The organism is Variovorax sp. Varisp41 (assembly GCF_047325085.1).
Lineage (GTDB): Bacteria > Pseudomonadota > Gammaproteobacteria > Burkholderiales > Burkholderiaceae_C > Variovorax.
This window is the reverse complement of the sequence record NZ_CP168541.1, coordinates 324,098-346,499: the sequence shown is the minus strand read 5'-3', so window position 1 is coordinate 346,499 and position 22,402 is coordinate 324,098. Positions and strand designations below refer to the sequence as shown.

Sequence of the window (22,402 nt, the reverse complement as noted above, 5' to 3'; positions counted from 1 at the left end):
CGCTCACCGCCCCTTGAACGAGAAGAGGCCCTGCGGCCGCACCACGATCAGCAGGATCACCAGGCCGAACACCACCGCGCGCGCGAGGATGTCGTTGCTGACCGCCGCCACCACGCCCGTGACCTCGCCGAGGCCGATCGAGGTGACGACCGCGCCGAGCAGGCTGCCGACGCCGCCAGACACCACCACCAGGAAGCTGTCGACCACGAGCGCCGTGCCCATGTCGGGCGAGACGGTCTTGAAGCCCGCCACCAGCACGCCGGTGATGCCGGCCAGGCCGGCGCCGAAGGCGAAGGTCCAGGCGTTGACGCGCTGCACGTCGATGCCGCAGGCCGCGGCCATGCGCGGGTTGCGGATGATGGCGCGCACCTGCATGCCGATGCGCGTGCGGTAGAGCAGCAGCCAGGTCGCGAAGGTCAGCACCACGGTGCAGGCCACGATGAAGGCGCGGTAGGCATTGATCGGCGTGTCGCCGACCATCACCGCGCCCTGCAGCACGGCGGGAATCGGCATGTTCTGCAGCCCCGGCCCCAGCCCTTCGATGTGGATGCCGAAGAAGGCCAGGCCGCCTTCGAGCCGCACCGCCTGCTGCACCAGGATCGCCACGCCCCAGGTGGCGAGCAGCGTGTCGCCGAGCCGGCCGTAGAGGCGCCGCACCACGCAGCGTTCGATCAGCAGGCCGAGCGCGGCGGCGACCACGAAGGCGATCGGGATCGCGGCGAACAGCCCGAGCCCGAGCCAGATCTGCGCCAGCACCGCGGCATAGGCGCCGACCATGATCATCTCGCCGTGCGCCATGTTCACCACGCCCATCGCGCCGTAGATGATGACCAGGCCGAGCGCGGCCAGCAGAAGAATCGAGCCCATGCTGAGCCCGATCAGGAGTACGTCCAACATCGGAAGTCTTTCTCTCGAGGGTGAATGCGGGCACGGCACATGCCGCCGCGCCCGCGGCCGGCTCTTCAGGCCTTGACCGGCGCGGCGCCGTTGCGCTTGCAGATCAGGTTGGCGTCGGTCTCGCCGTAGGCGAAGTACGGCAGCGGCCGCACCGGTTGCGGGCTCGCGTCGACCACCTTGCTCTGGCCGTCGGCCTGCCACTGGCCGATGCGCGGCGTGACCCAGGCATGCAGGCTCTCGGGATCGATGCGCACCTTGCCGCCGGGCGCGTCGTAGCTCTGGCCGCCGATGTGGGCGCGGATGGCGTCGGCCGTGGTGGCCTTGCCGGCCTCCACCGCCTGCTTCCAGAGGAAGACCTGGAAGTACGCGGCTTCGAGCGAGTGGTAGGTCACGGCCTTGGGGTCGTTGACGAACTTGCGGTAGCGCTCGATGAAGGACTTGTTGGCCGGCGTGTCGATCGACATGAAGTACGGCACCGAGGTGTAGCTGCCGGCCGCGTACTCGCCGCCCATGGCCGCGATCTCGATTTCGCTGATCACGGTGGCGCAGATCGGCACCGCGGCCTGCGACATGCCCTGGTTCTTGTACTCGCGGTAGAAGGCCACGAGCGAGTCGCCCACCACGTGCGAGAGCACCACGTCGGCGCCCGACTCCTTGATCTTGCGCACCACCGAGGCCCATTCCGAATGGCCGAGCTCGAGGTATTCGTCGGCCACCCACTTGGCGCCCGACTGCTCGATCAGCTTCTTGCTGACCTTCGACATCTCGCGCGGATAGACGTAGTTGGAGCCGACGATGAAGAACTTCTTCTTGCCGAGCTTCTCGACGATCCACGGCACGTAGTTGGCCAGCTGCTGGTTGGCGACCGCGCCGCTGTAGACCACGTTCTTCGAGCACTCGAAGCCTTCGTAGTGGGTTTGATAGAACAGCATCGCGTTGCGGCGCTCGAACACCGGCAGCACCGCCTTGCGGCTGGCCGAGGTGTGGCAGCCGAACACGGTCTCGATGCGGTCGCGCGTGATCAGCTTCGAGGCCTTCTCGTTGAAGGTCTTCGGGTCGGAGGCGCCGTCCTCGAGCACCACCTCGACCTGGCGGCCCATCACGCCGCCCGCGGCGTTGATCTCGGCCACGGCCATGCGCACGCCGTTGGCGAGCATCTTCTCGACGATCGACAGACCGCCGGTCTGCGAATAGAGCGCGCCGACCTTGATGGTGTCGGCCGCGTAGGCGCTGCGCATCAGCGCGGGCGACGAGAGGGCAGCCGCGGAAGCAGCCGAGGAAACGAGGAAGTGGCGACGGTTGGTTGTCAACATGATGGGACCTCAGGACGTGACGCAGCGACCATGCGCTGACGAATGGTTGAAGAGCTCGATGGGTGGAACCAGCCGACAGCACTGTCGGGCGCAGGCGAAAAAAAACCCACAACGCGGTGGGGACCGCGGCGTGGGCTTCATTGCCAGGTGGACCGGAGAACACACATGGTTCCCGGTGCCGGCTGCATCGGCGCCTGACGAATCAAGGGGATGCAGCCACCGAGCCGGAGGACCGACTCGATGCAGTCATGCTAGCGAGTTAAGGCGACGGGTGCAACAGGGTTTCCATGTTGATGATCGAACTCGCGATCTGTTCCATCGACAGGCGCTTGGCCATCGCCTGCGCGCGGATCGCCTGGTAGGCCTCGCCCTCGCTGATGCCCTTGGAGGCCATGAGGATCGTCTTCGCGCGGCTCATGGCCTGATCGCTCGTGATCTTGCGGCGCAGCTTGCGGTTCTCCTTGAGCATCGCCTGGCGCTCGGCCCACAGGCTGCGCGCGGTCACCAGGTGCGCGAGCAGGCCGAAGGGCTTGATCGGCTTCTGCACCACCGCGAAGGCCGCGCTCTCGAGCACCAGCTGCAGGGTGGTCGGGTCCTCGTAGTTGACGATCGCGATCACCGTCGGTTCGGGCCGCGGCATCGACTTGAGCAGCGCCTCGGTGGCCTGGCGCGACTCGCCTTCGACGAGCAGGAACAGCACGTCGACATTGGGCGGGACGGCGGCCGGCATGGGCCAGGCCATGCTGACCATGCAGCCCACGCGGCGCAGGTGGCTGACGAGGGCATCGCCCTCCTCGTCCGGCGGATGGACGACGACGATCTTGAGCTCGGGCAGTTCGCGCAGCAGCGAAATGGTCATGGCGCCTCCGCTTCCCTCAGGCCGGCCGTCCCGCGAGCGGATCGAACCGGTTCTCGTACATGTAGGGATCGGGCTTCACGCGCAGGCCCGGATCGTCCACCACCTGGAACGTGCCCTGCGCATCCACGCGCGCCACGCGCGGCCAGAGGTAGGTGTGGTGGTTCTCCTGGTCGATGCGCACCCGGCCCTGCGGCGCGTCGAACTCGTGCTCGTGCAGGTGCGGCAGCATCGCCTCGAGCCGGTCGCTGCCCGCGCGCTCGAGCGTCTGCGCATAGAGCATCACCTGGAAGTAGGCCGACTCCGCGCAGGCCGTGATCGGCAGGCCGGTGCCGAAGCGCTTGCGCCAGGCCGCGACGAATCGGAGGTTGGCCGGCGTCTGCAGGGTCGAGAAGTAAGGCGCCGCCGTGATGCTGCCCGCGGCCGCGCGCGCCGACATCTGCGCGATCTCGGCCTCCTGCGTCGACTGGCTCGCGATCGGGTGCGTCTGCTGGTCGAAGCCCGCCTCGCCGTAGGCCTCGTAGAAGCGCGCGATGCCGTCGCCGACCACGGTCGAGTAGACGACGTCGGGCTGCGCGGCCTCGATGCGCCGGATCACCTTCGGCATGTCGATGTCGGCCACCCGCAGCGGCACGTACATCTCGTCGAGCACCTCGCCGCCGGCCTGGCGGAACAGGTCCGCGATGATCCGGTTGGATTCGTAGGGGTAGACGTAGTCCGAGCCGATCAGGAACAGCCGCTTGCCGAAATGGCTCGTGAGGTAGCGCACCAGCTGCACCGAGTTCTGGTTCGGCGCCGCGCCCGTGTAGACGCAGTTCGGCGAGTACTCGAAGCCTTCGTAGAGCGTGGGATAGAACAGCAGCGCGCGATGCGCCTCGACCACCGGCAGCACCGCCTTGCGCGTGCTCGACATGTAGCAGCCGAAGATCACCGCCACGCCAGCCTGGTCGCACAGCTGCTTGGCCAGCTCGCGGTAGCGCGGCGGCCGCGAGGCCGGGTCGAGCACCACGGGCTCGATCGGCCGCCCGAGCACGCCGCCGCTCGCGTTGACCTCCTCGATCGCGAGCAGTGTCGCGGCCTGCTGCGTGCGCTCGACGGCCGCGGTCACGCCCGTCGATGAGAAAAGCACCCCGACTCGCCAGGGTTGTGGTTTGGATCCGGTCACATCAGGACTCCCAATGAAAAAAGCTCCCAGCAGCCTTCAAGGCCGCTGGGAGCTTCACTGCTCCATGTCAATGTCGAGGCCTCGCGGCGTCGTCCGCGCTACTGTAGCAGTCCCGCATGCACGGCAGGCAAGTCTTTTCGGAAGCCCCGCGCTTCAGTGGGAGGCCGGGCGTCCGTTGGTGTTCTCCACCGGCGCCACGCGCCGCACGATCCAGCGGAAGGCCGGACCGGTCAGCAGGGTCGACAGCACCGCGAGCGTGACCAGGGCCGCGAAGGCATGTTCCGACAGCAGGCCCTTGTCGCGCAGGATCGTCGCGGCCACGATCTCCATCAGCCCCTTGCATTGCAGCAGCGTGCCCACCGCGAGCGCCTCGCGCCGCGACAGCCACTTGGCCGGCGAGCACGCCAGCACCGCCACCAGCTTGGCGCCCACCGCCAGCACCAGCAGCGTGGCCGAGGCCTGCAGCGAGGCCCAGCCCAGCACGCTGCCGTCGATCTTGAGCCCGCTGTGGCCGAAGAACACCGGCGCCAGGCCGATCAATGCGAACTTGCCGAGGCGCTCCGCCGGCAGCCGCCGCGACCAGGCCGCCGGCACGATCGCGCCCGCGAAGTAGGCGCCGAGCAGTTCGTGCAGGCCCAGCTGCGAGCTCGACCAGGCGCCGGCCGCGAGGAACAGCGGCATCGCGAGCCAGATCGCCCAGGCCGGCGGCTCGCGCGTCGCCTTGCGCGCGACCGCCGCGATGCCCGCCAGCGTCGCGGCCAGCGCGATCGCGAGGGCCGGCTTGACCCAGGAGCCGGCCAGCAACGCCTGTCCCTCGGCCGCCAGCAGCAGCAGCGCCAGCCCGATCCAGAGCACCGCGTCGTCGAGCACCGCGATGCGCAGCGCGATGCGCGTCAGCGGCCGGTGCAGCGGCCCGAGCTCGCGCACGATGCCGATCAGCACCGGCAGCGCGCTGACCGCGAGGCACAGCCCGATCGCCAGCGCGCCCCACCACTGCCCGCCATGCGGCGCGGCCCAGCCCGGCAGGTGGTTGAACCAGAGCTTGGCGGCCAGCGTGCCCACCGCGAACGGCAGCAGCAGCGCCATCACCGCGCTGGCAACGAAGCGCAGCGTCTCGCCGGGCTGTGCCGGCGGCAGGTCGGCCGCGCCCGGCAGGTGCACCGTCTGCCGCGTTTCGAGTCCGGCCGTGAAAGCCAGCAGCAGCACGCCGATCCAGCCGATGAAGTCGCCGCCCGCCGACGGAATGCCGGCGGCCTTGGGCAGCACGCCAGTGGCCGCGAGCAGCAGGCCGATGATGATCGGCAGCACCGCGATCGGCACCGAGCGCCCGAGGGCGCGCCAGATGGCCCAGGACAGGCCCATGAAGAGGATCAGGTCGGCGAAGGTCGAGAGCAGGCTGGGGAGCATGGGTGGATGCTACCGTGGGCTTCGCCCGCGACGCGGCGGGCGTCAGTGCATGCTGTTGCAGCATGTGAGCGCATGGCGCAGCGCGGTGTCCACGCCGCGCAGCGACAGCCGGTAGCGCGACGCCACCTCCTGACGGCTCATCTCGTCGATGCGCAACGCGACCAGCACCGCCCGATGGCGGCGCGGCAGGCTCTGGATGGCGCGGTCCACCGCCAGCACGTCGGAGCGTGCCTCGGCGATCAGCTCCGGCCCCGGCGCGGGATCGGGCAGGCCGTCGATCCCGGCTTCGGCATCACTGGTGTATTGCGCGGCCCGGTTGCGGCGCAACTGGTCCATCGCGAGGTTGCAGGCCACGCGGTAAACATAGGCCTCGGGATTGCGCACCGCTTCGTGCGTGGCGTCGCCCAGGCGCACCCAGGCATCGTGCAGGCAGTCGCTGGCCAGGTCGGCATCGCCCAGGTGCCGCAGCAGGCGCTGGTGCAGGCGGCCGTAGTTCGCCACCAGCACGTCGCGCAGCCCCAGCGTCCCGCGATCCGCATCCGCGGCCGTCGCCTCGACATCCTCCACCGCGGAGGCTTCGAAGCAGAACCAGGCATTCATGTCCAACATGGACACGGCCGCTACTTGCCCTGGCGCAGATCGCGCCGCTCGGCCTCGGTCAGCTTCGACATCACGGCCGGGTCGACCGCGTCGCCGTGCGCGGCGATCTGCACGAAGCTGCGGGTCTGGTAGGGAACCTGGGCATTGCGACCTTGCTGCTCGCCGCGGTTCGTCGCCGGCGTCGGCGCGCTTCGATCGCTGCCTTCCGCGGGCTCGTTGCCGAAGCCCAGCACGCGCACCGTGAAGACCGAGGGCAAGGCCTTCCTCGCCTCGGCGCGGTCGCGCTGTATCGCGTCCTGCGCCGCGGCCGCCGCCGAACTCGCGGCCGCGCTGGCGTTGGACAACGCGCTCACGTTCACCGCCGCGACCACCGGCAGCCCGCTCGACTTGCCCTGCACCTGGATGTTCTCGGCGTTCACCACGCGCAGCGCGGCGATGTTGACGTTGCCCGAGACGCGGATGCCGGCCTCGCCCGCGTCGATGGTGCCCAGCGGCGCGATCAGGTCGATGTCGCCGGGCGGTACCTCGGGCAGCGGCGCGAGCGTGGCGATGCCCGCGCCCGTGCTGGGCACCTCGGGCGAGATCTTCATGTTGCCAATGCCGTCGTACACCTGCCGCGGCGGCGTGAAGACCACGGTGGTCTTCGAGCCGCGGCCGGCGTTGATGTCGCCCTCGGCCGACCAGGCCAGGATGTCGCCGCCGAAGGTGGTCATGACACGGCTCTGGCCCAGCAGGATGCTGCCGAGCGCATAGAGATCGATGCTGCCCTGGCCGCGCGTGATCAGGCCGGCGGTCGAAGGCGGTGCCGCGCCTTCGATGCCGTAGGTCTGGGCACCGCCCGGGGTCAGCACCTGGATGTCGCCGCCGAGGTTGGTGTGGATGCCGGAGCCGCCATACATCAGCAGGTTGCCCTGGTAGCCGATGTCCTGCCCGTCGGCGCCGCGCTGCGGGAACATCGCGGCGATGGCGTTGCGCCCGCGCAGGTAGCTGCCGAAGCGCGGTCCGTTGGCGTCGTTGTATTCACGGCCACCCTCGCGCAACTCGGCGAAATAGACCTGGCGCGCGAAGATGCGCTGCTGCTCGGGCGCCAGGGCGGCGAAGTAGGCCAGGGCTTCTTCCGCGGAGCCCTGGAAGCCGTAGCGCCCGGACAGCCACGCCGACAGCTCGGCGCCATAGGTCTTCGCGACCTTGTCGCCCTGGTCCGCCAGCGGCGTGCCCGAGGCCGCGAGGTTGGCGGGGTCCAGGTACTTCTTCAGCAGGCCCATGTAGTTGGCGCCCTGGGCCCCGAGGCCGGCCTGCACGACGATGCCGGCACCGGGGCGCGTATCGCTCGCGACCACGGGGCCGATGCTCGTGAGGTTGGCCAAGTCGTCCTGGACCAGGTTGCGGCCCGCGGAGATCTCGAGGGTGCCGGGTCCGGCGACCTCGAAGTTCGCATAGAGGATGTCGCGGCCGGCCTGGATCACGGAGACGTCGTTCTGGTGGGTGTGGACGATCAGGTTGCCGCGGCCCTGGGCCGGGGAATCGGGATTCGCCAAGCCGGGGAGCTCCAGCGGCGCGTCGTTGCTGCGCATGCCGGCATACACGATGTCCCGTCCCGCCTTCACGGCCACCGGTCCGGATGCCACGTAGTCGACCTGACCCGCGCGGGGACCGGTCGTGCCGGTGAAGGTCACCACCGTGCCGGTTCGCAGCCCGATGATGTCTCCATTGGCTGCGTAGAAGCGCGAGGGGGTGGAAGGACTGGCCGAGACGCTGGCATCGGCACTGAGGCTGTTGACATCGAATGCGAACAGCGGCGAAAGCCTGATGAGCGGCACAGGTGCAAGCCCGGAAACATTGGAAATCAGGATCCCCCCCGCGCTGTCGAAGCCCACAAAGCCCGGATGCTCGATCGTCGCGGTGGCCGATGCGTTCGCGCCGGACGAACTGATGGCGTAGCCGCCGCCATACAGCGAGCCGCCCGCCAGCAACTCCATGCGGCGCTCGCCCAGCGGGGCCAGCAACAGGCTGCTGTTCCATTGCTGCGCACTGCTCGCACCGCCGGTGATGGCCGTGGCGGCCGAAGGTCCGTAGTAGATGCTCCCCATGGTCGCGACCGCACTGACACGTCCCGGCAACAGGTACCAACCCCCATTGCTCACGTAGTCCCATTCGGTCCCGCTGAAGCTGGCGGCCGTTTCGCTGGCGCGGGTGTCGAAAGCGAGGTTGCCGCCCGCGCTCGACACATCGAGGGCCGTCCGGTCGGTCCACAGACTGAACCAGCTTCTCCCCCGGGAGCTGTTGCCGGCCGCGGACGTGAATGCGAAGGTGTTCGGCGTCGCCACCAGGCCTGGATCTCCCGTGCCGCCCAGCACCAGGTCCCCACGGCTTGAGATGCTGGCGCCGGCGTCGCCCTGCATCAGCATCAATCCGCCCGTGGCGCGCGCAATGCTGGCTTCGTAGGGATTCGATGCGCGAACCTCCTTCGGATCCTGTACCGCACCATAGAACAGCTCCACGGTGCCGATCCGTCCCGCCGACATGGCGAGGCTGCCCCGTAGGTTGACGAGCCTGCCATACAGGTCCTGCGTCTGGGCCACGCCAACGCCGTTGGGCCCACCCAGTCGCCCTTCGATGCTGCTGTTCCAGCCTCCATCGACGCGCAGGTCCAGATCCCCGCCTCCCGTCAGGACGAGACTGCCATCCGGCAACACCCGGCCGGTGCTGCCCACGGCGAGCACCACGCCCTGGCTGCGCGCCATGCCGTTCCCGCCGACACCGGTCGTCGAGCGCGTGGTGATGACCCCGGCGTTGCCGCCGACGCGGATGTTGGCGTCGCCGCCACCCAGGGTGCCCATCCCGGTGAAGCCGGTGACGGCGGGCCAGTAGAGCAGCTTGCCGTCGCCACCGGTCTGTTCGTTGTTGCTGTAGGTGCCGAAGTTGATCCACCAGGCCGTCGGCACGTCGCTCACCCCCGCCGTATGGCCCGTGCCCTGGCGCCACAGCCAATTGCCCACGCTCGAACTGGCCGAGGCCAGTTCCCCACTGGCGCTCCAGGAATCGCCGGTCAGATCGCCACCGACGTCGACCCACAGGTTGCCCCCGCCGTCCGGATACCAGGCCTTGTAGAGGCTGTCCGTGCCGCTGACCAGCTTCTCGTACGCGGGCGTCTTGTCGCCGGCGGTGTTCCACAGCACGGAAGTGCCATTGGCCTGCAGGCCGCGCGCCAGGTTGTAGTTGGCATCGAGCGTGGCACTGCCCAGGCTCCTGGGCGCGCCGGCTGTGTACACGCCGTAGGGCGACTGCATCGAGAAGTTGCCGCCCGCGGCCAGGTCCAGGTCGCCCGTGCCGGTGCGCAGCACGCTGAAGACGGGCGCCTTGGGCGTGACGGCCACCACCACCTCGCCGGCGGGGCCACCCACCGCCACGCACTGCCCGGGTTCCTCCGCGCAGATGCTGTAGCCCGGGTCATCGGCCCAGTCGTCGACCGGAACGCCCGGCGTGCCGTTGTACATATTGCCGTCCGCCCACACCCACGAGACGCGTACGCACTGTCCGGGCTCCTCGCCGCAGATGCTGTAGGTCGGGTCATCGGCCCAATCGGGGGCGGGAGTGCCCGGTTCGCCGCTATACATGTTGCCGGGCGCCCAGTACCAGGCGCCACCGCGCCGCAACTCGGTCTGCTTGAACACGGTGTAGTGCGTGTCGGCAAGCAGGATGCTGCCCGCGTCGAGCCGCGTCAGACGGTTGTCCGCCGCCTGCAGGTCGGCGCCCGCGACGAGGCGCAGGCTCCATGACTGCGAACCTTCCGGCAGCATCTGCGCCAGCGCCCAGTTCCGGGCCTGGTGCCCGGTCGAATCCGCGGGACGCAGATTGACCGACAACGCGCCGTCGGGCAGCGCCACGTTGGTGCCCGAAGCGATCAATGCGCCCACCGGCAGGAGCAGGCTGCCCGATTGCGTCATCGCGACCGGCAGCTTCGCGCCCTTGGGCCAGGTCAGGCGCGCCAGCGTCACGGCCACCGGCAGGCGTGCGCCGGCCAGCAGTTGCGCGCCCGCCGGCAGTGCCAACCCGCCGGTGCCCACCATCCGGCCCGCGGGCAGCAGCACGCTGCCGTCGGCCGCGCGCACATCGGCCGCGAGCACCGTGCCGAAGGGCAGCATCAGTTCGCGGTCCAGCGTGATCGCGCCCGGCAGCACGGTGCCCGCGGGCAGCGTGACGTCCTTCACCGTGATCGCGTAGTTCAGCGTCTTGCCCGCGGGGTAGACCGTGCCCTCGGCCAGGGTCACGCCCGGCACCGGCACCACCACGTCGCCGCCGAAGGCCTGCACGCCCGGCGTCAGGATCCAGCCGCCGTCGTCCGGCGTCTCGGGCGGCGGCGCGAAGCCGTCGTTGATGCTGCCGTAGATCGACAGGTTGCCGCCGGCGCGCAGGGTCAGCATGCCGACCTCGCCCGAGCCGTAGCTGCCGGTGCGCTGCGTGTTCGGATTCAGGCTCGCATAGCGCAAGCCCGACAGGTCCAGGTCGCCCTGCACGACCAGGTCGCCGTCGGGTGTCGCGCTCGCGATCTCGATGGCGGGCCGCAGATGGAAGGCGTCGCGGTAGCTTGCGTTGTTGAGGCCGGCCAGCTTCGTGTTCAGCAGGTTGCCGTTGCCGAGCGCGCCGTCGACGAACTGCGTGGCCTCGCCATGCTTGGCGTTCAGGTAGGCCTGGTCGATCACCTGGTAGGGCCGGCCGCTCGCGGCCGCGTCGGTGCCGAAAGGCGCGTCGCTGTAGCGCTGCTTGCCGTACACGGCGATCGAGCGCGCGCCCTGGATGTTCAGGTTGCCGCGCGCATCGATGGCGATGTCGCCGAAGGTGGCCGCGTCGGCGTCCGTCGTGCCGCCTGCGCTGCCGATGCGCGGTGCGTACAGGTCCAGCGTGCCGCGGTTCCTGCCGTCGCCGCCGCTCGAGCCGGTGCCATGGCGCAGGTCGATGCGCGCGCCCTCGCCCAGCACCAGCGTGCCGCTGCCGGCATCGAGTTCCACCATCGCGCGGTTGGGGCTGTCGATGATCTTGCCGTGGCTGTCCACGCGCAGCACCGTGCCGTGCGCGTCGAGCACGGCGCTGCCTGCCAGCGCGAGGCCCTTGGCGGCCGCGAGGCGGATGCTACCGACCTGCTCGCCGCTCGCATCGATGGTGCCGACCACGTCGAGCCGGCCGTTGTCCACCGACACGTTGATCTGGCGGGCCTTGAGTTCGTTGCCGATGCGCAGGTCGCCCTGCTTGAGCTGGAAGCTGCGCTGGCCGAAGAAGCCGCCGTCGTTGAGCCGTGTGTTGAGGGCCGCGAACTCGTCGCTGAGCGCGCCGCCGCCGCCCAGCTGCTGGGCGCGGATGTCCACGCCGCCCGCGCGGTAGGGCACCAGGGCGCCGCCCGCGTCGTAGTGGCCGCTCGCGCCGGCGCGCAGCGTGCCGCGCAGGTCGACGCGGCCCGCATCTTCGTCGAGCGCGATGGCACTCAGCAGGCCCGCGTTGTTGTTCCGCGCCGAGAGGTCGATGGTCGACCCCGCCGCCTGCGTGATGTTGCCCGCGCTGCTGCGCAGCGTCAGGTCGCCGCCCCACGAGTAGCGGCGCACGTCGAACAGCGCGATCTCGCGCCCGGCCAGGTCGAGCCAGGCGGAGTCACCCAGCACGATGTCGCCCTCGGCCACGATGCCGAGCTTGCCGCTGGGCAGCGCCACCGTGGTGTCGACACGGACCGTGGCGCCCTGGAGCTTCAGTTCCGCGCCGGTCTGCACGCCGGCTTCGAGGCTCGTGGCCGACGCATCGGCGCGGCCGCTCGCGGGTGCCAGCACCTGCAGCGAGCCGCCCGCGGCGATGCGGTTGACCGAGCCTCCGGCACCCGTGATGAGCGGGGCCGTGAGGGTCAGGTTGCCGCCTTCGTAGCGCGGCCCATCGGTGCCTGTCGCCTGCGACTGGTACACCGAGAGCGCGCCCTTCTGGTTGGCGGTGATGCGCTGCGTCGCGTTCAGCTGCACGTCGGCGAAGCCCAGGATGGTGCGGCCGAAGTCGTCGACGCCATTGGGTTGCGATGTCGGGTCATAGCCGAACTCGATCGTGTCGGCGTTGATCGCGAGCCTGCCGCTGCCCGTGCCCCGGCCACCGGTGACCGGCGCCGGGGCAGCGCCCGCGAGACCGGCCCAGGTGAGCTTGGCGGTGGTGATGCGGGCCATGTCGCCGGCGCCGCCCTGGCCGTAGATGGCCGGCGTGGAGAGCACCAGGTTGCTCAGGGACGACCTGCCGGTCGCGGCGTTGGTGGTGTCGAGGCTCACGCTGCCGAAGAAGTTCACCGACTCGGCGGCGGTCAGCACCAGGCGCTCGAGCGCGGGCGCGCCGTAGGCCGTGTCGCCGCGCAGCAGTCGATCGAGCAGGTCCTGGTTCAGGCTGAGCCCGGCGGTCAGCGCGCCGCGCGCCGCGGCGGCCGCGAGGTCTTCGCTGCTGCCGGCATTGACCGTGCCGACCGCCAGCACCAGGTTGCGCGTGCCGTAGCGCACGCGGTCGCTCATGTCGAAGCTCGATCGCGTGGCGGCCAGCAGCGTACCCTCGGAGTACAGCTCGGTCGTGCCCTGGCAGAGCACGGCGGTGCCGCACGCGCCGATGGCGATCGGGCCCGCGCCCATCGGGAGCGTGGGATCGTCCTGCTGCAGCGGCGCCAGCATGTTGAGCCATCCGTTGGATGCCGCCACCACGGACACCGCGCCAGGGCGGTAGACATAGCCGTTGGTCGAGTCGTAGGGCGCCTTGCCCATGCCGATGGTGTTGATCCCCGCACCGGCCTCGATGCTGATGCCGCCGGTGGTGCTGGCCGCGACCAGGAACACCTCGGGGGCCTTGAGGATCGCGCCCTCGCGCAGCACGATGCGGCCGGTCTCCCCGCCGACGTCGACATAGTTGCTGAGGTTGGCCCCGCCCGTCGGCGTGCCGTAGGTCGACTGCAGGTTGCCGCCCACCGTCAGGCGTGCCGCGCCGATGGCATTGAGATCGCGGGCATGGAGCGACAGGCCGTCGAAATCGGGCGTGGCGCGCGCGCCGTCGGCCAGGATCTCGAGGGCGCCGTCCCCGACGTTCGCGCCGGTCGCGACGAGGTTGGCCGTACCGCGGTAGCCGTTCTTGCCGGCATCGAAGTTCGCCTTCGCATTGAAGCTGAAGCGGCTGTCCGGCGACGAGGGCAGCCGGAACTCCAGGTTCCTGGCATCCGATGGCAACGCGGCGCGCGCGGTGTTCGCCAATGCCGCCTGCTGCAGCACGAAGTCGGCGTAGCTGGTCTCGTTGTACTGCGAGTAGCTGCGCAGCACGTCGGCCGAGGTCACGACGAGCTGGCTCGACAGGCTGTCCGCCAGACCGGTGTTGGCGGTGCCCACGATGGCGGCCGTGGTGTAGGAGCCGTTGCGCATCGGCGTGGCGCGGCTGGGCGTGCGTCCCGTGGCGGGGCCGTTGATCTCGACGCGGAAGGCACCGGGCAGCAGCGCATAGTTCGACGGCAGCAGGGTGTAGGTGCCCGCCGGCAGGCCGAGGATGTCGTTGGCCCCGATCGTGACCTGCTGGCCGATGCGTGGATCGACCGCGCCACCGCGATCGGCCGGCGCGTAGGCCGAGGCATAGCCGGGCACGATCGCATAGACCGGGTTGCTGTCGAGGCCGGGCAGCACGAAGCCGTTGCGGCCCACCTGCATCAGCGGATTCATCCGCGCGTCGGTGGAACCGCCGCGCCCCGAGACGAAGCCCGCGCCGCGCAAGTCGCCGCCACCCGACAGGTCGAGCACCGCGCCCTCCTCCGCCGCGATGCTCTGGCCCGACACCAGAATGGAGCCGGCGCTGCCCACACCGGACAACTTCACATGGCTGCCGAGGCGGTCGTAGTTCACCCCGTCGGACGTGCCGCCATAGGGCATCACGAGGCCCGCCGCGGAAATCGACGTGAGACTGCCCGGCGCGAAGCGCACCGAGGCGGTCGACCCGGGCGTGCTCGCGCCGTTCGTGCCCAGCGTGATCGAGCCCAAGGGGGCGCGCAGGACGCCGCCTTGTTCGATGCGGGCAGCGCTGAGCAGCATGGAGCCGAAGACCGAAGAGGGCAGCTGCGGGTCGGCCGCGCTGGTGTCGTAACGCTCGATGACCAGGCGGCGGTCCGGCTTGAACGCCGTGGCGCTGGCCCGGCCCGCTAGCACGCGCGCCGAGATACCGGTGGCGGGGTAGACCTGCGCCGCGCGCAGCGTGAGGTCGCCGGTGGTGTTGAGCTCGGCGCCGTACGACCCATCGCTCAGCATGCGCGTGCCTTCGACGAAGCGCAGATCGCCCTCGCTGATCAGGTTCACGCGGTCGAAACCCGCGCGATCGACCGAGGTGGCGCCCACCGCATCGTTCGCACCGAAGGTCACGACACCCTTGATATCGACCAGCTTGCCCTGGGCGCTCAGCACGGCCGAGGAACTCAGCGTGCTCACGCCGCCCTGGTAGGACGGACGCAGGTAGCCCTCGCCGGATGCGCCGTTGTCGGTGATGCCCGCCAGCAGGACGTAGGGCGCCGACAGCGACACGCTGTGGATCGGATCCATGCCGGCCGCGACCGTCAGCGCGCCCGCGTAGATGCGCAGTTCCTTGTCCATGGCGAGGTTCAGGTCCCCGCCGAAGCTGACGAGGCCGTTGCTGTAGAGGCTCAGCGACGAGAAGCCGCCGTCCTGCACCTGATTCACGGCCAGCGCCGCGTGACCATGCGTCAGGCCCTGCGCATCCGAGGCGCCCGCCGGGCGGTTCTGGACCAGGGTCAGGTCGCGCACCGCCAGCAGCGCGGCGTCCGGAACCACCTCATTGGCGTTCCGGTAGTTGGGCGCTTCCAGGGCCACCACGAGACTGCCGCCGGCGGCACCGGCACCGCCGGCATGCGCGCGCAGGCTTCCGTCCAGATACAGGCCGCTGCTCGAGGCGATCTGGATACGCCCCCCGTCGCTCACGACGGTCTTCACGCCCGCGCCATTCACGTTCAATGGTGCCTGTGCACCGGAGGCATCGATCACCGCGCCTTCGCGAATCACCACGAAGGCATCCGATGCCGTGGCGCGGCTCGTCGATTCCAGCAACTCGCCACCGATGACGATGCTGCCACCGCGGGGCACGAGGCCGAAGGGTTGCCCCTGGATGTCGTACCCCGTGTGGACTTCGGCCGATGCATCGAGGGTGGCCTGTTCGCCCACGAGGATGCGGCGCGCGCTGGCCCTGCCGTCGGCGGCGATGCCGCCATTCGCGATCTTCGATCCCGCGAGCTCGGTCACCGGCCCGAGCAGACTGATGCTTCCTCCCCGTGCCTGCAACAGGCCCTCGACGGTCAGGTCGCCTCGGCTCGACAAGGCGATCGACTGCCCCGGGTCCACGCGCACCGCGGCATCCTTGCCCACGTACAGGTTGCCGGGATCGCCGACTTGCGCTTGCACGCTGCCAAGATCTCCACCGATCCGCCCTCCCTCGACACCGGCGGACAGCGAGATGCTCGCGCCGCGGCGCTGCTGTACTTCCCGCGCTGTGGGGTCGTCCTGGTACAGCGCGGGCTGCCAGAGCTGGAGCAGGCCACCCAGGCCTTCGCTCGCGGGGCGCACGGGTCCGCTCGCACGCAGCACCGGCATCTCGACGTCCAGCGTGACGCCGTCCGGCACGACCAGTCCGTTGTAGGCGCGCACGTCGTAGCGGGAAAAGCCGCCGCGGAACAGATCGGTGGAAAGCGTTGTCGTGCCCGCCACGGCGGTGTCCGCGGGCAGCACCGTCCCGGCCGCCAGGCGCGAACCGGGCGGCAGCTTCACCGTGAGGTCGAAGGGCGCGCGATCGCCGCTCTCAAGCTGCACCGTGCGATCGGCAATCGGCACGCCGTTCGGGAACACATTGGCCGGAACGACATAGTTCGCAAAAGTGTCCGCCAGACCATAGCTGGAAGGGAAACTGACGACCGTGCCGGCGGGAATGTGGTCCAGGATCAGGGGGGGCAATCCGAATCCTTGGCTTATCTCGATTCCTTCTGGGGTTCTGAACGCACCCACACCGTTCAGCACGATGGAGTAACGCATTTTTTGTGGCGACGCGGGCGGAACCCAGTCCGCTGCAAGCGTGATGGAGACGTTCAACTTGATCCCCGTTGGCCCGACCACCTCTCCAGGCTTGGCAACGGACGTGATGTAGCTGTAGCGCCCTGGCAGCACGCCACCCGCCGCCACATTGATCTCGAGTTCGTTCAGCAGGACCAGATCTGCGAGCGCTGCTTCTCCAGCCCGCAGCACCCCATCGATCGGCACCACCTTGCCTCCGATCGCAATCGCGCTCGCCGATTCGATCTGCAGCGTGCCTCCTCCTTGGACGCCATACCCCCGGATGTCTCCGTCGAGCGTCAGCACCGCCGCCCGATTGCCCGCGCCGGTGCTCGCGAGCCCGGAGCCCAACTGCACCGAGCCACCCTTGCCGCCCTGGATGCGTCCGTCCGGCTGCACCACGCCCCCCGAGGACACGTCGATCAGCGAGCCCTTCTCCAGCGTCACGCTCTCGGTCGAGCGGATGCTGACCAGGCCCCCGTCGATGTGCGCAAGGTCCGCCGGCGCGCCGCTGCCCGATCGCAGATCGCCCAGCACACCCGTCGCATCGAGCGTGACGCCCTCGCGCACCCACACGCCGGCTTGCGCGCCCTGCGGCACCTCGATGCCGATATCGAGCGGCGTCGCAGCGTCGCGCACCTGCTTCAGCACGTTGCCGATGCGTATCGCTCCGCCGTGGGCCGTGAGGTTCGCGGCCACGTCCACCGAGGGCGCATACAACACGATCTCTCCGCCATCGCTGACCTGCAACAAGCTTGCAACGGCGATGTTCTTCTTCGCCGCGATCCGCACCGCGCCGAGCGAGGCCGCGGTCAAGGAATCGGCATCGAGCAGCACCATGCCCTGGCGCTCGGCGGTCACGGCATCGGACAACCCTAGCGCGTCGGCGATGCCCGGCACCGGTTCGCCCAGCTCGACGCTGTCGACCACCGGCACGAGTCCACGACGGATCACGCCGCTGGCGGCATCGAAGATCGGGCGGTACTGGCCGACGACCAGTTCGCCGCGCCGCGCCACCGCATTCTGCGACTGGTTGTAGCCATCCAGGTCCGCCTGTGCGGCCTGGGTCTGCTGCGGGCCCTGGTAGGTCTCTCCGACGATCGAGCCCTCGAGCACGGCGCTGTGGGTGGCCGCCACCAGCCGGCCCGCATCGCGCCCGACCGTGTAGCCGTTCTCGAGGCGACGCTGCGGCCCGATCAGCGGGTTGTAGAAGTAGTCGGTGGTGTTCTTGCCCCAGCGCGCGTGCTCGGCCTCGAAGCCGCGGTACAGGCCCTTGTAGAGCAGGTCCCCGGGCGCGCTCGAGACCTCGTACAGCCGCCCGTCGCTGCCCTTGAGCCAGCTCTGGTTGATGAAGCCGCTCGCCACATCCAGGGTGCCGCCCGAGAGATTGACGCTGGAGCCCGCGCGCGTCACCAGGTCGCCGCCCGCCACCGTCACGGTACCGCCCTGCGCCATCCATTCGCCCACCGAGTGGCCGCCGGTCGCGAGGTAGCCGCTGACCTCGAGCAGGCCGCCCTCGGTGTACCAGCGGTCCGTGGGGTAGCCGTTCGTGCCGGCCGGCACGAACACCAGCTTGCGCCGATCCACCCACAGGTTCAGGTTGTTGAGGTTCTTGCTGTCGCGGTTGATCGGCGCATCGCGCTGCTCGTTGCCCTGCGCGTTGATCAGGATGTTGTTGCTCTCCATCGAGACCTTGACGCCCACCGCACCCGAGACATCGAGCTGGGCGCCCTGGCCCACCAGCGTGCGCTTCGGGGCCGCCACCACGATCTCGCCACCGGTCGCGAGGCTCAGCGACGAGCCCTGGAACTCCACCGTGCTGCCGCTCACGATCTCGATGCGCGAGAGATCGCGGCGATCGGCGATCGTGCTCAGGTTGTCGAACACGCCCGTGGCGTTGTTGACCGGCTGGCCGTCGACGAGCCTCAGTGCCGCATCGCGCTGGCTGTCCAGTGCCGTCGCGCTGTTCGTGTCGAGCAGGATGGCGGTGGTGCTGCCCTCCGCCACCGTGACCGTGCCCGTCTCGTCGCTCGCGCGGGTCGACAGGTGGATGGTGCCGCGCTTGGCCACCGTCGTGGTGGCGATCAGCACGCCCGCCTGCGTCACCGTGTGGCCGGTCAAGGTGATGTCGCCGGCGGGCGCGGTGATCAGGCCGGTGTTGACGACCGTTCCCGCGGTGCTGTCCGCATTGCGCGAGGCCGACACCTCATTGCCGGCCGTGGTCGAGCGCAGGTTGCCGTCGGTGCCCACGCCCTTGCGGATGGTGAAGCTGTCGCCCGCGGCGAGCACGGTCTGGCCCGAGGGCGTGTGGATCTGCCCGGCGTTGCGCACCTCGCTGCCCAGCAGCAGCACATAGCCGCCGCCCTGCGTGGCCGATGGCGGCGCCTGCGTGGCGATCTGCGCGCCGGCCTGCACCTCGACCTTGCCGGCCGCGCCCGTGAACGTGGGTGCCGTTCCATTGGCATCCACGTAGATGCCCTTCGTGCGGAACTGGTCGTCGGTGATGGTAGCCGCTGCCGCCACCAGGTTGCGTGTATCGGTCTGGCTGCTGCCGCTGAACACGATACCGTTGCGGTTCGCGATCAGCACCGTGCCGTCGGCCTTGATCCGGCCCTGGATCTGCGAGGGGCGCGCCTGCGGGTCGTTGACCTTGTTGAGCACCGCCCAGCTCGGGTCCTGCTTGAAGTCGACCGTGGTGTTGCGCCCGACGTTGAAGGTCTCCCAATTGAGGATCGCCTTGTCGCCGGTCTGCTGGATCGCGACGTTGGTGCGACCATCGACCTGCGATTGCACCGGCGCATTGGCGTTGAGCCAGCCGGCGGTGAGGCTGTTGGTGTCGACCTTGAGGCCGCCATCGGCCAGGCCATCGGGCACCGAGGGATCGTTGCCCGCGGCCAGCCGTGCGACCGCCTGTGCCGCCTGCTGCGCGGCGATGCCGCGTGCCGCGAGATTGAGGTTGTCGATCGAGCGGCTCAGTTGTTCGTTGGCGCGCTGCTGCTGGACCTGCGGACTGGTGAGCGTGGACGCAGGCAGGCCGTTGGGCAGACGGCCCGTCTGCATCGCATTGCCCTGGTTGAGGTTCTTCTGCGCCATCCAGCCCGTGCTGAAGGCACGCTGCGCCTGCGCGCCGCCGATGACGCTGCCCGCGGCCAGCACCAGCGCGATCGCCCGCGCCACCGGCACCAGCGCGAAGCCCTGGCTTCCTTCTCCCGTCGAATGTCGATTCCTGCTTGCGCGCCCGTGCGTGTTCATGTGGGTTCTGGTCCAAAAGATCGAGATCGACTGGCCGCGCGACTCCGATTCCTCTCGCGCGGCCGTCCGTGAACGTTGCGGCACAGGCGCTTCACGCGAGGCGGAGAGCGCCGGCCGATTCTTCTAGACGAGTGCCGATTCGCGAACCCGCAGCGAATCGATGTAAATCTTCTTCTGACGCCGAAGCTCCGCGCGCGCGGCCATGACCCGCGCTCGCTGTCTCAACTCAACAGCAGGAGCCCCGCGGGCAGCGACCTCGCGCTGAGGTCGAAGCTGCGCTGGATCTGCAGCAGCGCGGTCTCGATGTCCACGATCCGGATGCGGGCCGTGACGGTCTTGTCGCGCACCGCATCGCCGACCAGCACCACGCGCCCCGGCCTGTAGCGATTGATCTCGTCGAGCACGGCGGGCAGCGGCGCCTGCGTGAACACCATCTCGCCGCGCCGCCAGGCCAGCGCGCCGTCGACATCGGCGGCGGCGATCTCGCTGATGCTGCGGCTGTCGTACACCGCGAGCTGGCGGCGCTGGAGCTGGCGCTGGCCCGCGGGGTGTTCGATGAGCACCTGTCCCTGCAGGCAGGTGATGCGCGTGCGTCCGTCGAGGTATCGCACCTCGAACTCGGCCGCCTGCGCGCTCACGCGCCCCACCCCGGCGGTCATGCGGAAGAACTGCTGCGCGCTGGAGACGTCGACCTGTGCCTCCCCTTCCAGCAACTCCAGCCCCGCCGTTTGCGGCGAATCGCCGGTGCGGCGCAGGCTCGTGCGCGTGTTCATCGCGACGGCCACGCGCTCGTCGATCCGGACCTCGCGCTGCTCGCCCACCGCCGTGCGGTAGTCGGCATCCCATTGCGGAGCCGCCGGCCACAGGCCGAACGGCGAGTAGGCCGCGATCCCCGCGGCGGTGGCGCCGCCGATCGCCGTGCCAAGGAATGCGCGCCGGCCGACGCGCGGCCGATGCAGCGCCTTGCGGTGGTATTGGGCCACCGCGGGATTGCTGTGGAGGACGCCGCCGACGGCCGATTCCAGCAGGCGCCATTGGTGCGCCGCTTCCTGGAACGCCGACTGGTGCAGCGGATCGGCATCGCGCCAGCGCCTGAACGCCTCGGCCTCCCATTCGCTGACGCGCCCGGACGTAAGCTTGCGCACCCAGGCCTGCGCGTCCTTGAGCACATCGGGCAGCTTGCTGCAATCGTCGGAGGTGGTCATTGTTTCGTTCTCGCGGCCTTTTCGAGGCACCGGGACGGTCGAACGCGGCATCGATGTTCGCTCCCAACCTATAGACGATTGGCGAGGACCAAACCCGCGAAAAAATCTCGCATCCCTGTCAAGAAACTCTGTTATGGGTCGCGCCGAAGGCGCTCGGCGCAGTGCTCCTGGGCGGCCTTGAGCTCGCTTTCGACGGTCCGCAGCGAGATGCCGAGACGTTGGGCCACCTCGCGCTGCGGCCAATGTTCCCAGCGCACCAGGATCAGAATCTCGCGCCGGCGCGCGGGCATTTCGTCCACCGCGGCCTTCAGCCGCTCCAGCTCGGAGCGTCCTTCCGCGATGCGCGCCGGACCCGGCGCCGGGTCCGGAATCGCGAGCATGAGTTCCTGCACGTCCTCGGCCGACAGCATGCGGCTCTGGCTGCGCCGGATATCGATCGCGAGGTTGACGCCCATGCGCACCAGGTAGGCCTGCGGATTGGCGATCGGCCCCGCGATCTCGCTGTCGCGGTGCAGCCGCAGCCACACCTCGTGCAGCGTGTCGCCCGCCAGCTCCGGACTGCCCAGGTGGATCGAGAGGCTGTTCTTGATCTGGTTGTAGCACTGCACCAGCGCGCCACGAAGCATCGGAAGCACGCTGTCAGTCACGCGCGCCCTCCGTTTCGCAGGGCATGCCCGCCACGCGGTCCCGGGGCAGGATCACCAGCACCAGCGGCTGGCGAAGATCCGCGGGCGGCGCGTGCTCCATGCGCAGTCCGCCCAGCGCGCCGAGCAAGGCAGCGTCGCGCACGACATTGCCGGTCGAACGGACCAGATGCGGAAACAGCTGGCCCTCGCGATCGAGTTGCAGCCGCAACAGGGCGCGGTAGTCGCCGGGAATGGTGCGCGGATCGGCGCACAGCGCCTCGAAGACCCGCGCCTGGACCAGACCGTCGTAGCGGCGATCCAGCGCCGGGGCCTTCGGCGCGTCTTCGACCGGGCTCGCCGGAATCCGGCGCAGCACGAAAGCGCCGTTGAGCTGAGGATCTGAATCGTCGGCGGCCAGCCCGGTGCCGGCCAGCAGGGCTTCGAGCGCCACGCGCGCCGGAAGGCGGCCCCTGATGGCCGCCGATGCACGGCCCGAGACCAGGGCATCGCTGAACAGCACGGTCTGGTCCGCCGTCACGGCATAGCGCTGCAACGCCGTGGCAAGCGGCTGGGCGGCAATGTCGAATTCAAGCAGACGCGACCGAGTCCTCTGGTCTTTATCGCCGGTAGCAGAAGCCAAAGCCGGTACCGAGGACATCCAAGCAGCGAGGGCGCAAATTGCGGCGCCATAGATCAGTGCCCGGACGATGTGGTGCATAACCGCCCACGCGTAACCAACCACTGGCCGGGGGGACTTTGCCAGCCAACTCCAAGACGCAGATCTGGGAGCAAGGAAACATTGGACTGGGTCAGCACGGTAACGAACACCCCATGAAACTGGGTGATCATCTCTTCTCGAAATGGCATTCTTGTGACAACAAGTGCTCAGCCCGCCAGCCGAGACCCGTGATCCAAAGGGGAGGAGCGCGACGAACACGCAAGCGAATTCGCGCGACGCACGTCTCGCCTCAGCTCTACGAGCACAGCCCGCGC

General features: G+C 69.5%; 10 protein-coding genes. All 10 read right to left on the bottom strand.

The genetic code is table 11. The annotated features are described in order from the left end of the window. Nucleotides 1-3: 3 nt before the first annotated feature. Entirely contained in the window at nucleotides 4-897 is an 894-nt protein-coding gene (urtB, locus tag ACEN9J_RS32725; protein ID WP_057591911.1) for an urea ABC transporter permease subunit UrtB, read from the bottom strand. A gap of 65 nt (nucleotides 898-962) precedes the next feature. Then, entirely contained in the window at nucleotides 963-2,210 is a 1,248-nt protein-coding gene (locus ACEN9J_RS32720; RefSeq protein ID WP_261210604.1) for a transporter substrate-binding domain-containing protein, read from the bottom strand. 259 nt (nucleotides 2,211-2,469) lie between these two features. Next, nucleotides 2,470-3,069 carry an ANTAR domain-containing response regulator gene (locus ACEN9J_RS32715; protein ID WP_057591909.1) on the bottom strand — a complete coding sequence of 200 codons (600 nt, stop codon included), beginning with the start codon at nucleotides 3,067-3,069 and terminating at the stop codon, nucleotides 2,470-2,472. 16 nt (nucleotides 3,070-3,085) lie between these two features. Further along, nucleotides 3,086-4,231, bottom strand: coding sequence for a transporter substrate-binding domain-containing protein (locus ACEN9J_RS32710; RefSeq protein WP_296735746.1), 1,146 nt, complete (start codon nucleotides 4,229-4,231; stop codon nucleotides 3,086-3,088). Between the two features lie 153 nt (nucleotides 4,232-4,384). Then, the gene (locus tag ACEN9J_RS32705) at nucleotides 4,385-5,638 is read right to left on the bottom strand and encodes a cation:proton antiporter (protein ID WP_296735744.1); all 1,254 of its coding nucleotides are present in this window, start codon (nucleotides 5,636-5,638) and stop codon (nucleotides 4,385-4,387) included. A gap of 42 nt (nucleotides 5,639-5,680) precedes the next feature. Beyond that, nucleotides 5,681-6,247, bottom strand: a complete 567-nt coding sequence (locus tag ACEN9J_RS32700; protein ID WP_082321724.1) for an RNA polymerase sigma factor — start codon at nucleotides 6,245-6,247, stop codon at nucleotides 5,681-5,683. A gap of 11 nt (nucleotides 6,248-6,258) precedes the next feature. Further along, entirely contained in the window at nucleotides 6,259-19,578 is a 13,320-nt protein-coding gene (locus ACEN9J_RS32695) for a filamentous haemagglutinin family protein (RefSeq protein ID WP_413765338.1), read from the bottom strand. A 221-nt stretch (nucleotides 19,579-19,799) separates the two neighbouring features. Continuing rightward, the gene (locus ACEN9J_RS32690) at nucleotides 19,800-20,783 is read right to left on the bottom strand and encodes a FecR family protein (RefSeq protein WP_057591904.1); all 984 of its coding nucleotides are present in this window, start codon (nucleotides 20,781-20,783) and stop codon (nucleotides 19,800-19,802) included. 131 nt (nucleotides 20,784-20,914) lie between these two features. Further along, nucleotides 20,915-21,430, bottom strand: a complete 516-nt coding sequence (locus ACEN9J_RS32685) for an RNA polymerase sigma factor (RefSeq protein WP_172705288.1) — start codon at nucleotides 21,428-21,430, stop codon at nucleotides 20,915-20,917. Then, nucleotides 21,423-22,127 carry an STN domain-containing protein gene (locus tag ACEN9J_RS32680; protein ID WP_172705289.1) on the bottom strand — a complete coding sequence of 235 codons (705 nt, stop codon included), beginning with the start codon at nucleotides 22,125-22,127 and terminating at the stop codon, nucleotides 21,423-21,425. Before ACEN9J_RS32680 ends, ACEN9J_RS32685 begins: the two co-directional genes overlap by 8 nt. Nucleotides 22,128-22,402: the final 275 nt, after the last annotated feature.

Excerpts from the sequence above, each read along its gene's own strand:
- ACEN9J_RS32695 (WP_413765338.1), bottom strand. The coding sequence starts at position 19,578 with ATGAACACGCACGGGCGCGCAAGCAGGAATCGACATTCGACGGGAGAA.
- ACEN9J_RS32680 (WP_172705289.1), bottom strand. The coding sequence starts at position 22,127 with ATGCACCACATCGTCCGGGCACTGATCTATGGCGCCGCAATTTGCGCC.
- ACEN9J_RS32715 (WP_057591909.1), bottom strand. The coding sequence starts at position 3,069 with ATGACCATTTCGCTGCTGCGCGAACTGCCCGAGCTCAAGATCGTCGTC.
- ACEN9J_RS32720 (WP_261210604.1), bottom strand. The coding sequence starts at position 2,210 with ATGTTGACAACCAACCGTCGCCACTTCCTCGTTTCCTCGGCTGCTTCC.
- urtB (WP_057591911.1), bottom strand. The coding sequence starts at position 897 with ATGTTGGACGTACTCCTGATCGGGCTCAGCATGGGCTCGATTCTTCTG.
- ACEN9J_RS32705 (WP_296735744.1), bottom strand. The coding sequence starts at position 5,638 with ATGCTCCCCAGCCTGCTCTCGACCTTCGCCGACCTGATCCTCTTCATG.
- ACEN9J_RS32700 (WP_082321724.1), bottom strand. The coding sequence starts at position 6,247 with ATGTTGGACATGAATGCCTGGTTCTGCTTCGAAGCCTCCGCGGTGGAG.
- ACEN9J_RS32690 (WP_057591904.1), bottom strand. The coding sequence starts at position 20,783 with ATGACCACCTCCGACGATTGCAGCAAGCTGCCCGATGTGCTCAAGGAC.